Origin of the sequence: Caldovatus sediminis, from assembly GCF_014644455.1 — a bacterium.
In the GTDB taxonomy this organism is placed as follows: Bacteria; Pseudomonadota; Alphaproteobacteria; order Acetobacterales; family Acetobacteraceae; genus Caldovatus; species Caldovatus sediminis.
Map to the genome: position 1 here is coordinate 13088 of NZ_BMKS01000016.1, position 13358 is coordinate 26445.

Consider the following 13358-nt stretch of genomic DNA (forward strand, 5'->3'; position numbering starts at 1 on the left):
CCGTGCGGCGCCGCGCCGCCGCCGCCGCGCCGGCCGCCGCCAGCCCCCCTGCCGAGGCACTCGCGCGTCTCCGCCTCGCGCGCACCGAGGGGGTCGGGCCGCAGACCTGGCGCCGCGCCCTCGACCGTTTCGGCTCCGCCGAGGCGGCCCTCGCCGCGCTGCCCCGCTACCCCGCCCCGCGCGGCGGCCCGCCGCTCCGGCCGCCGCCCGAGGCCGAGGCGGCACGGGAATGGGAGGCGCTGGCGCGGCTCGGCGGGCGCTTCCTCTTCCTCGGCGATCCCGGCTATCCGCCGCTGCTGGCGCTGACCGAGGACGCCCCGCCGGCCCTCGCCGTGCTCGGCGATCCGGCGCTGCTGTCCGCCCCGCAGGTGGCCGTCGTCGGCGCGCGCAACGCCTCCGCCGCCGGCCGCCGCATCGCCGAGGAGCTGGCCGAGGCGCTGGCGCGCGCCGGGGTGGTCGTCACCTCCGGCCTCGCGCGCGGCATAGACGCGGCGGCGCACGAGGGGGCGCTGCGCGGCGGGCGCACCGTCGCCGTCGTCGCCGGCGGCCTGGACCAGCCCTACCCGCCGGAGCACGCCGCGCTCCAGGCGCGCATCGCCGAGGCCGGCGCGGTGGTGTCGGAGGCGCCGCTCGGCGCCGCCCCCCTCGCCCGCCACTTCCCGCGCCGCAACCGCATCGTCGCCGGCCTCGCCCTCGGCGTCGTGGTGGTGGAGGCGGCCCCGCGCTCCGGCAGCCTGATCACCGCCCGCCTGGCACTGGAGGCCGGCCGCGAGCTGTTCGCGGTGCCGGGCTCCCCGCTCGACCCGCGCTGCCGCGGCTCGAACGACCTGATCCGCCAGGGGGCGCACCTGACCGAGACGGCCGAGGACATCCTCCCCAACCTGCCCGCCGCGCCCCGCGACGGCCCCCTCTTCGCCCTCGCCGCGCCGGCGCGGCCCGGGCCGGAGGAAACCGCCGGGGTTCCCGCGCCGCCCGCCCCCGAGCCGGACGATGTTCAGCAAGTCTTTGATCTTATTGGACATTCACCCGTAACGGTTGACGAGGTCACCCGCCGCTGCCACCTCTCGGCGCCGGCGCTGCAGGCGATCCTGTTCGAGCTCGAGCTGCAGGGCCGGATCGAGTCGCTCCCTGGCGCCCGGGTGGCCCGCATCGGGCCGAGCCGGAACGAACCGTCGGAATCCGCGTAAGAACTGCCCATGCCAGACGTCGTCGTCGTCGAATCGCCGGCCAAGGCGAAGACCATCAACAAGTATCTCGGCCGCGACGTCACCGTCCTGGCGAGCCTCGGCCATGTCCGCGACCTTCCCGCGCGGGACGGCTCCGTCCGCCCGGAGGAGGACTTCGCCATGGACTGGGAGGCGGAGGCGCGCGGCGAACGCCAGGTGAACGAGATCGCCCGCGCCCTGCGCGGCGCCCGGCGGCTCTACCTCGCCACCGACCCCGACCGGGAGGGCGAGGCGATCTCCTGGCACGTGCGGGAGATGCTGGCGCGCAAGGGCGCGCTGAAGGGCATCGAGGTCCGCCGCATCACCTTCAACGAGATCACCAAGCGCGCGGTGCAGCAGGCCTTCGCGAACCCGCGCGACCTCGACGAGCCGCTCATCGACGCCTACCTCGCCCGCCGCGCCCTCGACTACCTGGTGGGCTTCACCCTCTCGCCCGTGCTCTGGCGCAAGCTGCCCGGCAGCCGGAGCGCCGGCCGGGTGCAGTCCGTCGCGCTGCGCCTGATCTGCGAGCGCGAGGCCGAGATCGAGGCCTTCCGCGCCCGCGAGTACTGGACCGTCGAGGCGCGCTTCACCACGCCGCTCGGCGCCCCCTTCACCGCGCGGCTGACGCATCTCGACGGCAGACGGCTCGAGCAGTTCGACCTGCCGGACGAGGCCGCGGCGATGCGCGCCAAGGCGGCGGTCGAGGCCGGCGAGTTCTCCGTCCTCTCGGTCGAGAGGAAGCGCGTCCGGCGCAACCCGCCGCCGCCCTTCACCACCTCGACGCTGCAGCAGGAGGCGGCGCGCAAGCTCGGCTTCCACGCCCAGCAGACGATGCGCATCGCGCAGCAGCTCTACGAGGGGGTGGACATCGGCGGCGAGGCGGTCGGCCTCATCACCTACATGCGGACCGACGGCGTGCAGATGGCGCGCGAGGCGCTGTCCGCCATCCGCGACCACGTCCGCGGCGCCTTCGGTCCCGACTACCTGCCGGCCGCCCCGCGCGAATACGCGAGCCGCGCCAAGAACGCGCAGGAGGCGCACGAGGCGATCCGCCCGACCGACGTCGCGCGCCGGCCGGAGGACGTCGCCCGCTTCCTCACCGACCAGCAGCGCCGGCTCTACGAGCTGATCTGGAAGCGCGCCGTGGCGAGCCAGATGCAGTCGACCGAGCTCGACCAGACCACGGTCGAGATCGCCGACCGGTCCGGCCGGACGAGGCTGCGCGCCACCGGCTCCGTCGTCGCCTTCGACGGCTTCCTCCGGCTCTACCACGAGGACGTGGACGACGCCGCGGCGGAGGACGAGGAGGGCCGCACCCTGCCGCCGATGGCCGAGCGCGACCCGCTGCGGCGCGGCGAGGTCACGGCGCTGCGGCACTTCACCCAGCCGCCGCCGCGCTACTCGGAGGCGAGCCTGGTCAAGAAGCTGGAGGAGCTCGGCATCGGCCGGCCCTCCACCTACGCCTCGATCCTCCAGACCCTGCAGGACCGGCAGTATGTCCGCCTGGAGCGCCGGCGCTTCGTCCCGGAGGACCGCGGGCGGCTCGTCACCTCCTTCCTCACGCGCTTCTTCGAGCGCTACGTGGACACCGGCTTCACCGCGGCGCTGGAGGAGCAGCTCGACGACATCTCCGGCGGGCGCGCCCACTGGAAGGCGGTGATGCGCGCCTTCTGGGAGGAGTTCTCGAAGGCGGTGGACGCCACCAGGGACCTCAAGATCAGCGACGTGATCGAGGCGCTGGACGAGGAGCTCGGCCCGCACTTCTTCCCGGCGCGCGAGGACGGCACCGACCCGCGCGCCTGTCCGGCCTGTGGCGCGGGGCGGCTCGGGCTCAGGCTCGGCCGCAGCGGCGCCTTCATTGGCTGCTCGAACTACCCGGAGTGCCGCTACACCCGCCCGCTCGCCGTCCCCGGCGCCGAGGGCGAGACCGACGGCACGGCCTTGGCCGAGGGCCAGCGCGAACTCGGCACCGATCCGGCCACCGGCCAGGCCGTCACGCTGCGCCGCGGCCCCTACGGCCTCTACGTCCAGCTCGGCGAGGAGACGGAGGACGCGAAGGGGAGGAAGGTGAAACCCCGCCGCGCCAGCCTGCCGCGCGGGATGGACCCCGACACGCTGACGCTGGAGCGCGCGCTCGGGCTGCTCTCCCTGCCGCGCGTGGTCGGCGTCCACCCGGAGACGCGCGAGGAGATCCACGCCGCGATCGGGCGCTTCGGCCCCTATGTGAAGATGGGCAACACCTACAAGTCGCTCGACGCGGACGACGACGTGCTCTCGATCGGCCTCAACCGCGCGGTGGCGCTGCTGGCCGAGGCGAAGCCGCGCGGCCGCGCGCTCGGCAACCATCCGAAGGACGGCGAGCCGGTGGAGGTCCGCCGCGGCCGCTTCGGCCCCTTCGTCCAGCACGGGCGGAGGGTGGCCTCGCTGCCGCGCGGCGTGGACTTCGACGCGGTGACGCTGGACCAGGCCGTCGCGCTGCTGGCCGAGAAGGGCAAGGAGCTGAAGCCCAAGGGCGCGGCGCGGCGCGGCGACGCGGCGGGGCGCGCGAAGGCGGGCAGCGCCGGCGGCGACGGCGATGCGCGCGGCAAGGCTGCCGCGCCGCGGCGGCGCGCCGCAGCCGCGGGCGGCGCGCGCCAGGCGGCCGCCTCCGCGGCCCCGTCGGGGTCTCCCGCCGCCAGGCCCCCGCCGGCGGCTACGCGCAAGGCGGGCGCCAAGAAGGCAAGCGCCAGGCCCGCCGCGGGCAAGGCCCGCGCGGCCCCGAAGGAGGCGCGCTGAGCGATGCCCCGGCGCCGCGGTCCACCCCCGACGAAGGGCCACGGCGCGAGGGCGTCCGCCAGCGCCGCGGCCGGCATCGGGCGCCGGGCGGGGGCCGCGCACCGGCCCGTTGCCGCGCCGCTCCCTTCGCCGGAGGAGCTGCGGCGCTTCCTCGCCGAGCGGCGCGGCCGCGCCGGGCCGCGCGAGATCGCCCGCGCCTTCGGCCTGGACGCGGGGCAGCACGCCGCGCTCCGCGGCCTCCTCCACTCGCTCGAGGGCGAGGAAGGGCCGCCGGCGCGCGGCCGGGCCGGGCACCGCGCAAGGCCGCCGCCCGCCGCCACCGAGGGCCCGGCCCGCGGCAGGCCCGCCGGCCCCCGCTCGACCCGCCTGCCCGAGATGGCCGTCGTCGAGGTCTTCGCCACCGGTGCGGACGGCGAGCCTCTCGCCCGCCCGGTCGGCTGGGAGGGGCCCGGCCGCCCGCCGGTCGTGTTCATGCGCCCGGAACGCGCGGGCCAGGCCGCGCTCGCGCCCGGCGAGCGCGTCCTCGCCCGCCTCCGGCCGCTCGGCGGCGACAGGTACGAGGGCCGCACCTTCAAGCGCATCGGCGGCGCCGCCCCCGCGCGGGTGCTCGGCGTGTTCGAGGGCGGCGGTCCCGGCACCGCCGCGCGCATCATCCCGACCGACCGGCGGCAGAAGGCGGAATGGACCGTCCCCCGCGGCGCCGAGGGCGCAGCCGCGCCCGGCGACATCGTCCTCGCCGAGCCGCTCCCCGGCCACGGCCTCGGCCCGCGCCCCGCGCGCATCGTCGAGGTGCTCGGGCAGGTCGGCGAGCCGCGCTCGGTCTCGCTGATCTGCATCCACGCCCACGGCATCCCCGACGTGTTCCCGGCCGAGGCGTTGCGCGAGGCGGAGAAGGCGCGCGGCGTCTCGCCCCGCGGGCGCGAGGACCTGCGCGCGATCCCGCTCGTCACCATCGACGGGGAGGACGCCCGCGACTTCGACGACGCCGTCTGGGCGGAACCTGACCGGAACGGCGGCTGGCGCGCGATCGTCGCGATCGCCGACGTCGCGCACTACGTCCGTCCCGGCGGCCACCTCGACCGCGAGGCCTGGGCGCGGGGCAACTCCGTCTACTTCCCCGACCGCGTCGTGCCGATGCTGCCGGAGGCGCTGTCCAACGGCTGGTGCAGCCTGCGCCCGGAGGAGGACCGCGGCTGCCTGTTCGTCGAGATGCGCTTCGACGCGCGCGGCCGGAAGATCGCCCACCGCTTCGGGCGCGGCCTCATGCGCTCGGCGGCCCGCCTCACCTACGAGCAGGTGCAGCGCGCGGCGGACGCCGGCGACGACCTCGGCCTGCCGGGCGACCTGCTGCGCCACCTCTACGGCGCCTTCGGCGCGCTGCTCGCGGCGCGCGAGCGGCGCGGGACGCTCGAACTCGAGGTGCCGGAGCGCAAGGTGGTGCTGGACGCGCGCGGCAAGGTGCTGGCGGTCGTTCCGCGCCCGCGCCTCGACTCCCACCGGCTGATCGAGGAGTTCATGATCGCGGCCAACGTCTGCGCCGCGGAGGAGCTGGAACGGCTTCGGCAGCCCTGCATGTACCGCATCCACGACCGCCCCTCGGACGACAAGCTGGAGGGGCTGCGGCAGTTCCTCGCCGGGTTCGGCTTCTCGCTGCCGCCCGCCGGCGGCATCCACCCGCGCGACTTCTCCGGCATCCTCACGCGGGTCCGGGGCCGGCCGGAGGAGCGGCTGGTCCACGAGACCATCCTGCGCGGCCAGTCCCAGGCGGCCTACAGCCCCGACAACATCGGCCACTTCGGCCTGGCGCTGCCGCGCTACGCGCACTTCACCAGCCCGATCCGGCGCTACGCCGACCTCCTGGTGCACCGGGCGCTGATCCGGGGCCTGCGCCTCGGCGCCGGCGGGCTCGAGGAGGTCGAGGCCGCGCGCTTCCCCGAGACGGCCGAGCACATCTCCCAGACCGAGCGCCGCGCCGCCGCCGCGGAGCGCGACGCGGTGGACCGCTACCTCGCCGCGTTCATGGCCGAACGCGTCGGTGCGACCTTCGCGGCACGGATTTCGGGAGTGACACGATTCGGTCTGTTCGTCACGGTAGAGGAGAACGGAGCGAGCGGATTCGTTCCCCTCGCCACCCTTCCGGACGACCGATGGTTCCACGACGAGAGCCGGCATACGCTGACCGGCCGCAGGACAGGTCTGGCCTTCACCCTGGCGCAGCCGGTGGAGGTGATGCTGTGGGAGGCGACCCCCCGCACCGGCGGGCTGGTCTTCCACCTGCTGCAGGGCGAGCCGCGGCGCGCCGCCCGCGCCGCGCCCCGGCCCCGGGGACGACGCGGCGGCTGACGCCGCATGGCGCCGGCCGCCCCCGGATCCCCCGGACGCGCGACGCGCCGTCCCCGGCGGCGGCCGGGCCCGGCGGCGGGCGGGCGGCGCGGGCTTGCCGACGCCCGCCGGCACCCGCGCTCGGTCGCCTGCTCCTCATCCTCGCCGTCCTGCTCGCCGTGCCCCTCGGCGCGCCGCCGCGCGCGCAGGACTTTCCGCGCGCGCCGATCGAGGCGGTGCTGACCGCGGCCTTCGAGGCGGTGCTGGAACGCCACCTCGAGCCGGTCACGCCGCCCGATCTGGGCCTCTGGAGCCTTCGCGGCCTGACTGCGCTCGATCCCGCCCTGCTCGTCGAGCTGCGCGGCGACGCCTTCCGCCTGCTCCCGGCGGCCGCGCGCGAGGGCCCACCGATCGCCGCGCGGCGCGCCCCGCCGCCGCCCACCGGCGCCGCCTGGCCCGAGCATCCGCTGCCCGACCCGGCGGCGGCCGCGACCCAGCTCGTCGCGGCGATCGCGCCGCTGATCGAGGCCGCCTGGGCCGCCTCGCCCGCGATCCGCCGGGCCGGCGCCGAGGGCGTGCTGCGCGCGCTGTTCGAGGAGCTGTTCAACTATCTCGATCCCTACAGCCGCTACATCACGGCGGCCGAAGCGCAGGCGGCGCGGGAGCGCCGCGTCGGCCACGCCGGGCTCGGCCTGCGGCTCGCCGCCGGGCCGGGCGCGTCGGTGCGGATCGCTGCGGTCGTGCCCGGCGGCCCGGCGGCGCGCGCGCGACTGCGCGCGGGCGACCGTCTGCTCGCCATCGACGGCCAGCCGGTCTCGGCCGCCGGGCTCGCCGATGCGGTGGCGCGGCTGGAGGGACCCGAGAACAGCCTGGTCACGCTCCTGGTCGCGCGCGGCAACCGGCGACGCGAGGTGCTGCTGGTGCGCAGTCCCGTGCCGCCCGAGACGGTCTCCGCCGAGCGGCGGGACGACATCCTCTGGCTCCGCCTCGCCGGCTTCTCGAGCGCCTCGGACGAGCAGCTGGCGGCGGCGCTCGGCGAGGCCTTCGGGCGGCAGGCCCGCCATCCGCCGCCGCGCGGCGTCGTGCTCGACCTGCGCGGCAACCGCGGCGGGCTGCTGAACCAGGCCCTCGCGGTGGCCGACCTGTTCCTCGCCGGGGGCGAGATGCTGCGCACGGTCGGACGGCATCCGGAGGCGCGGCGGGTCTTCGTCGCGGGCGCACCGGAGCTCGCGGCCGGACGGCCGATCGTGGTGCTGGTGGACGGCCGCTCCGCCTCCGCCTCGGAGGTCGTGGCGGCGGCGCTCTCCGATCGCGGCCGCGCGGTGGTGGTCGGCAGCACGACGATGGGCAAGGGGCTGATCCAGCTCCTGCTGCCGCTGCCCGACGGCGGGGAGCTGCTGCTGAGCTGGTCGCGGCTGATCGCGCCGCGCGGCTGGCCGATCCAGGGGCTCGGCGTGATGCCCGCGGTCTGCACCAGCCTCGGGGCCAGCGCGACGGAGCGCGCCATGGAGCGCCTGATCGCGGCGGGCGAGCCGCCGATGGCCGAGGCGCTCGCCCGGCATGCGCGGGCGCGCGTGCCGGTGCCGCCGGAGGAGATCGCCGCGCTGCGCAACGCCTGCCCGCCCGCCGAGGGGCGCGAGGCCGACCTCGCCGTGGCGCGGCTGCTGCTGCACCATCCGCGGGCCTGGCAGGCGGCGGCGAGGAGCGCCCGCTGACCGCGCCGGCGCAGGGCTGCCCGCCATGCCCGGCCGCGCTTGACGCGCAGGGCGGGACGGCTAGTGTCCGCCGCTCGCGCCCGGCGCCCCGCGGGCGGTCCGCGGCACACGGAGTCCCGCCATGGCCAAGTCCAACACCATCCTGATCCGGCTCGTCAGCAGCGCCGACACCGGCTACTTCTACGTCACCCGGAAGAACACGAAGAACACGACGCAGAAGCTGGAGCTGCGGAAGTACGACCCGGTCGCGCGCAAGCACGTCATCTTCCGCGAGGCGAAGATCAAGTAGCGGCTCCATCGCCCGCGCCGGGCGCGGGCGGGCCGCGACGCGAGGGTCACCGCCTCGCGGCCACCCTCCAGTCCTCCGGGCGGGCGAACTCCACGCGGTCGCGGCCGGCACGCTTGGCGCGGTAGAGGGCGGCGTCCGCCGCCTCCATCAGGGCGTCCACCGCGCCGCCGCGCGCGGCCAGCGCCACGCCGATGCTCACCGTGGTCCAGACCGGGGCGCCCGCCGCGTCCTGCGCGACCGGCGCCTCCGCCACCGCCGCGCGCAGCCGTTCCGCCGCCGCCATCGCGTCCTCCGCCGTGGCGCCGGCCATGGCGACGACGAACTCCTCGCCGCCCCAGCGCGCCACCACGTCGGAGGCGCGCACCTGCGCCCGCAGCCGCTCCGCCACCGCGCGCAGCGCGGCATCGCCGGCGGCGTGGCCATGCGTGTCGTTCAGCGGCTTGAACCGGTCCACGTCCACCATCAGCACCGCCGCCGACTGGGCGCGCATCGCCGCCTCGAGATAGCTGCGCAGGTAGAGGCGGTTGCGCAGGCCGGTGAGCGAGTCGGTCACCGCCAGCTCCAGCGAGCGGTCGAGGTCGGCGCGCAGCCGCGCCTGGTGGCGATGGCGGCGGATCTGGTTGCGCGCCCGCGCGCGCAGCTCGTTGGGGTCTACGGGGCGCAGGACGTGGTCGTTGGCGCCGAGATCGAAGCCGCGCAGCACCAGCCCGCGCTGCTCCGGGCCGGCGACCAGCAGCACCGGCAGCTCGCGCGTCTCGGCGCGGGCCCGGATGCGCGAGGCGAGGCGCAGCCCGTCCGGCCCGCCGCCGCCCAGGCCGAGCACCACGAGGTCGAAGGCGGGGTCGGCGCCGGCCGCCCGCGAACGCCCCGGCAGGGCGATGCGCGCCCAGGCCTCGGCCGGGCTCGCGACCCGCTCGACGGTCAGTCCCTCGGCGGCGAGGACGTGCGCCAGCGCCGCCGCCTCCGCCGCGTCCCCGTTAACGACCAGGGCGCGGGCGCCGCGGAGGTCGGCCTCGGGCAGGTCGGGCGGCTCCAGGCCGAGGGCGCGCGCGGTCTCGGCCCGCTGGCGCCATGCGTCCAGGACCTGCTTCATGCGCAGCAAGGCCCGCAGGCGGGCGAACAGCGTCGCGTCGTCCACCGGCTTGGAGAGGAAGTCGTCGGCCCCCGCCTCCAGCCCCCGGACGCGCTCGTCCGGCTCGGCCAGCGCGGTGACCATGACCACCGGGATATGCGCCGTGACGGGGTTGGCCTTGAGCCGGCGGCAGACCTCGAAGCCGTCCATCCCCGGCATCATTACGTCGAGGAGGATCACGTCCGGCGCCCAGCGTTCCGCGAGGTCGAGCGCCTCGGGGCCGCTGCCCGCCAGCGCGACCTCGTAGTATTCCGAGGTGAGCTTGGCTTCCAGCAGGCGCTGGTTCGCCGGAATGTCGTCCACGACGAGTATGCGCGCGGTCATTCCGGGCGCGTCCCCCCCTGCATCGGTCGCGGGGGCAGCGGCGTTTGGCGCCCGGCGCATGCCCGGCGGGGGGCGAGGGAGGCGCCGCTCCCCGATTCGGTCACGGTCCGGTCAAGGAGATGGGCATGCCCGGAATCACCCTGCGCGAGGAACGGCAGGCAAAGGGCGCGGAACGGCGCGGGGTGGCCAATGCCGCGCTGTTCTTCCGCCGCTGGTTGGCCAACCCCCTGCAGATGGGCTCGGTGATCCCCTCCTCGCCGAGCCTGTGCCGCAGGATCGCCGCCCACGTCCGGTGGGGCGCGGACGAGGTGGTGGTCGAGCTCGGCGCCGGCACCGGCGTCGTTTCGCGGGCGCTGCTCGCCGCCGGGGTGCCGGCCGATCGCCTGGTCGTGGTGGAGATCGTGCCGGAGATGGCCGAGCACCTGCGCTCGGTGCTGCCGGCCGGCGTGCAGGTCCTCTGCGGCGACGCCTTCGAGCTGGCCAGGACGCTCCCGAGGCGCTGGCACGGCAAGGTGGGAACGGCGATCTGCGGCATTCCGCTGGTGATGCTGCCGCTGGCGCGGCAGCGCCGGTTCGTCGAGGCGGTGGAGGCGGTCGCTCCCGGGCGGGGCTTCCTCCTCTACACCTACTGCATCACTTCGCCCCTGCCCTATCGCCGCCTCGGCCTGGAGGCGCGGCGCGAGGCATGGACGCCGCTGAACTTCCCGCCCGCGAGCGTCTGGCGCTACCGCCCGTCCCGGTCCGCCCCCAACGCCACCGTGCCGCATCCGATCGCCTCTCGAGGGCCAAGGGTTGCATAATCCCTTCGGCTCACTCGCCTTATGGTAGCATGCAATTCTTGCGGACCGTGACTCCTTGCGGGGCACGCGGCGGGATCGGCACGGCGCGCCGCCCGCCCGCGACGCCTCTCGGCGGGGCATCCGCCATGCGGGTCCGCCGGGGCGGGCTCACCCCGAGGTGAGCGTGACGTCCTTCCCGTCGGCACGCCGGATATGGACCACAAGGCGGGCATGGGGGCTGTGGCGCACCGTCACCGCCTCCTCCAGGCCGCGCGAGGCGAGGGCGGCGCGAAGCGCGTCGGCGTCCGGATGCTCGGCCTCGATGGCGAGGAGGCGGCAGCCGGAGTCGCGCAGCCGCTCGCCGGCCCGCGGCCCATCCCACTGGATCAGCGGCGGGATCAGGTTGTCGAGGTCCTGCCGCTGCGGCGGGAAGGCGATGCGCCAGGCGAGGTCGCCGCGGCGCATGGTGCGGATCTCGCCGCTGCGCGCCGGGCCGAGCCGCGCCACCACCGCGTCCAGCGCCGGGGTGCGGGCGACGTAGGCGAGCAGGGCGGGGCCGGAATCCAGCCGGGTGCGGACCGCCGGCTCATCGAGGTCGAAGGGGCGCGGATGCGCCGGCTCCGGCTGGGAGGGATCGGGGGCGATCACTTCCAGGTAGCAGTCCGGGCCCATGCCGAGCAGCATGTTGTGCGTGCCGACCCCCTCGTGCGCGCCGCCCTTCTCGGGCCTCGCGCCGAGCTGCTGCTCGACCCAGGCGGCGCCTTCCTCGAGGGTGCGCGCGCCGATGACGATGTGATCGATCTCGGCCATGGGATTCGGGTCCTAGCGCGCCGCGAACTGGATCTTGCCGAACATCACCTCGCGTTCGGCGTCGGTGATCGGGCCGCGGCGCTGGCGGTCGGCGAGCACCTCGACGCCGCGCTGCACCGCGGGCCGGGCGGCGATCGCGTCGTGCCAGCGCTGCACCGCCGGGTACTGGGCGAGGTCCACGTTCCGCCGCTGCGGGTTGCGGATCCACGGGAAGGTGGCGATGTCGGCGATCGAGTAGTCCGGCCCGGCGAGATACTCGCTCTCGGAAAGGCGCTTGTTGAGCACGCGGTGCAGGCGCGCGACCTCGTTGGTGTAGCGCTCGATCGCGTAGGGGAGCTTCTCCTTCGCATAGTTGGCGAAGTGGTTGTACTGGCCGAACATCGGCCCGACGCCGCCCATCTGAAACATCAGCCACTGCAGGCAGCGGTAGCGCGTCGCGGCGTCCTTCGGGAGCAGCGCGCTGCCGGTCTTCTCGGCGAGGTAGATCAGGATCGCGCCCGACTCAAAGAGCGGGAAGGGCTTGCCCTCCGGCCCCTCGGGATCGACGATCGCCGGGATCCTGTGGTTCGGCGTGATGGCGAGGAACTCCGGCCGGAACTGGTCGCCGGCGCCGATGTTGACGGGGATCACCTCGTAGGGAAGGCCGACCTCCTCCAGCATGATGTGGACCTTGTGGCCGTTCGGGGTCGGCCAGGTCCAGACCTGGATGGGTGCGGGCATGGGCGGCGTCTCCACTGGGCGCAAGGGACGATGGGGCCTGCGGCGCGCGGAGGCAATGGCCCCGCCGCGCCGGTTCAGGCGTTGCCGCTCAGGAATTCCAGCGCCGCCTGCACCCCGCCCGGCCGGTGCGGCACGCCGGCGGCGCGCAGCCCCATCTCGACCCCGCTCAGCGTGCCCATGAGCTGCAGGTCGCCGAGATCGCCGAGATGGCCGATGCGGAACACCCGGTCCCGGAGCTGGCCGAGGCCGTTGCCGAGCGACATGTTGAACCGCTCCAGGATCACCGCCCGCAGCGCGTCGGCCGAGTGCCCCTCCGGCACCCGCACGGCGGTGAGGCTCGAGGAGTGGTGCCGCGGGTCGGCGCACTGGGTCTCCAGGCCCCAGGCGCGCACGGCGCGGCGCGTCGCCTCCGCGTGGCGGTCGTGGCGGGCGAAGACGTTCGGGAGGCCCTCCTCGAGCAGCAGGTCCAGCGCGGCGTCGAGGCCGTAGAGCAGGTTGGTCGCCGGCGTGTAGGGGAAGTAGCCGGTGGCGTTGGCCGCGAGCATCGCCTTCCAGTCCCAGAAGCTGCGCGGCAGCCGCGCCGTCTCGCTCGCCCTCAGGGCCTTCTCGCTGACCGCGTTGAAGGAGAGGCCGGGCGGCAGCATCAGCCCCTTCTGGCTGCCGGCGACGGTGACGTCCACGCCCCACTCGTCGTGGCGGTAGTCCATCGAGGCGAGAGAGGAGATGGTGTCCACCATCAGCAGCGCCGGGTGGCGCGCCGCGTCCAGGGCGCGGCGCACCTCGTCTATGCGCGAGGTGCAGCCGGTCGAGGTCTCGTTGTGGACGACGCAGACGGCCTTGACCAGGTGGCCCCTGTCGTCGCGCAGCCGCGCCTCGATGGCGGCGACGTCGGCGCCGCGGCGCCAGTCGGTGCCGATGAACTCGGGGACGAGGCCGAGCCGCTCGGCCATCTCCTTCCACAGCGTGGCGAACCAGCCGGTCTCGCACATCAGCACCCGGTCGCCGGGGGAGAGGGTGTTGGTCAGCGCCGCCTCCCAGGCGCCGGTGCCGGAGGCGGGGTAGATCACCACCGGCCCCCTGGTCTGGAAGACGAGGCGGAGCTTCTCCAGCAGCGCCTTGGCCATGCGGCCGAAATCGGGGCCGCGGTGGTCCATGGTGGGGTTGTCGATGGCCCGCAGCACGCGGTCCGGCACGTTGGTCGGGCCCGGGATCTGCAGGAAGTGGCGGCCGGGGGTGGGCTTCGATCGGTAATAGGCCATGGTGGCGCTCCTCGTCGGGCAGCGG

10 protein-coding genes are annotated in these 13358 nt (G+C 75.7%); 6 read left to right on the forward strand and 4 right to left on the reverse strand.

What is annotated here, in order from left to right; translation table 11 throughout:
• Positions 1 to 2: 2 nt before the first annotated feature.
• From dprA to rpmG, 5 genes are all read left to right on the forward strand, one after another.
• Positions 3 to 1187: a DNA-processing protein DprA gene (dprA, locus tag IEX99_RS18825; protein ID WP_188903151.1), complete on the forward strand. Its 1185-nt coding sequence runs from the start codon at positions 3 to 5 to the stop codon at positions 1185 to 1187.
• A 9-nt stretch (positions 1188 to 1196) separates the two neighbouring features.
• Positions 1197 to 3983 (forward strand): type I DNA topoisomerase, encoded by a 2787-nt coding sequence (gene topA / locus IEX99_RS18830; RefSeq protein WP_188903153.1) that lies wholly within the window; start codon positions 1197 to 1199, stop codon positions 3981 to 3983.
• A gap of 3 nt (positions 3984 to 3986) precedes the next feature.
• Positions 3987 to 6326, forward strand: coding sequence for a ribonuclease R (gene rnr, locus IEX99_RS18835; protein WP_188903155.1), 2340 nt, complete (start codon positions 3987 to 3989; stop codon positions 6324 to 6326).
• Between the two features lie 158 nt (positions 6327 to 6484).
• A complete protein-coding gene (locus IEX99_RS18840; protein ID WP_188903157.1) occupies positions 6485 to 8020 on the forward strand; it encodes a S41 family peptidase in 1536 nt (511 codons plus the stop codon).
• Positions 8021 to 8141: 121 nt separating this feature from the next.
• Positions 8142 to 8309 (forward strand): 50S ribosomal protein L33, encoded by a 168-nt coding sequence (gene rpmG, locus IEX99_RS18845; RefSeq protein WP_188903159.1) that lies wholly within the window; start codon positions 8142 to 8144, stop codon positions 8307 to 8309.
• Between the two features lie 46 nt (positions 8310 to 8355).
• Here rpmG and IEX99_RS18850 read toward each other — a convergent pair whose 3' ends face one another.
• Complete coding sequence (locus IEX99_RS18850; protein ID WP_188903161.1) at positions 8356 to 9765, reverse strand: PleD family two-component system response regulator; 1410 nt, start codon at positions 9763 to 9765, stop codon at positions 8356 to 8358.
• 125 nt (positions 9766 to 9890) lie between these two features.
• On the opposite strand from IEX99_RS18850, the gene IEX99_RS18855 reads away from it, so the two are divergent.
• Complete coding sequence (locus IEX99_RS18855; protein ID WP_229678142.1) at positions 9891 to 10565, forward strand: class I SAM-dependent methyltransferase; 675 nt, start codon at positions 9891 to 9893, stop codon at positions 10563 to 10565.
• A 147-nt stretch (positions 10566 to 10712) separates the two neighbouring features.
• Here the strand turns inward: IEX99_RS18855 and IEX99_RS18860 are convergent, their stop codons facing one another.
• From IEX99_RS18860 to IEX99_RS18870, 3 genes are all read right to left on the reverse strand, one after another.
• Entirely contained in the window at positions 10713 to 11354 is a 642-nt protein-coding gene (locus tag IEX99_RS18860; RefSeq protein WP_188903163.1) for a VOC family protein, read from the reverse strand.
• A gap of 12 nt (positions 11355 to 11366) precedes the next feature.
• The gene (locus tag IEX99_RS18865) at positions 11367 to 12074 is read right to left on the reverse strand and encodes a glutathione S-transferase N-terminal domain-containing protein (RefSeq protein WP_188903165.1); all 708 of its coding nucleotides are present in this window, start codon (positions 12072 to 12074) and stop codon (positions 11367 to 11369) included.
• A 74-nt stretch (positions 12075 to 12148) separates the two neighbouring features.
• On the reverse strand, positions 12149 to 13333 hold the full coding sequence (locus IEX99_RS18870; RefSeq protein WP_188903167.1) for a pyridoxal-phosphate-dependent aminotransferase family protein: 1185 nt from the start codon (positions 13331 to 13333) through the stop codon (positions 12149 to 12151).
• Positions 13334 to 13358 lie beyond the last annotated feature (25 nt).

Bases quoted from the DNA above. Each gene is read 5' to 3' on its own strand.
- IEX99_RS18865 (WP_188903165.1), bottom strand. From the start codon at position 12,074: ATGCCCGCACCCATCCAGGTCTGGACCTGGCCGACCCCGAACGGCCAC.
- rpmG (WP_188903159.1), top strand. From the start codon at position 8,142: ATGGCCAAGTCCAACACCATCCTGATCCGGCTCGTCAGCAGCGCCGAC.
- IEX99_RS18870 (WP_188903167.1), bottom strand. From the start codon at position 13,333: ATGGCCTATTACCGATCGAAGCCCACCCCCGGCCGCCACTTCCTGCAG.
- IEX99_RS18850 (WP_188903161.1), bottom strand. From the start codon at position 9,765: ATGACCGCGCGCATACTCGTCGTGGACGACATTCCGGCGAACCAGCGC.
- IEX99_RS18855 (WP_229678142.1), top strand. From the start codon at position 9,891: ATGCCCGGAATCACCCTGCGCGAGGAACGGCAGGCAAAGGGCGCGGAA.
- rnr (WP_188903155.1), top strand. From the start codon at position 3,987: ATGCCCCGGCGCCGCGGTCCACCCCCGACGAAGGGCCACGGCGCGAGG.
- topA (WP_188903153.1), top strand. From the start codon at position 1,197: ATGCCAGACGTCGTCGTCGTCGAATCGCCGGCCAAGGCGAAGACCATC.
- IEX99_RS18860 (WP_188903163.1), bottom strand. From the start codon at position 11,354: ATGGCCGAGATCGATCACATCGTCATCGGCGCGCGCACCCTCGAGGAA.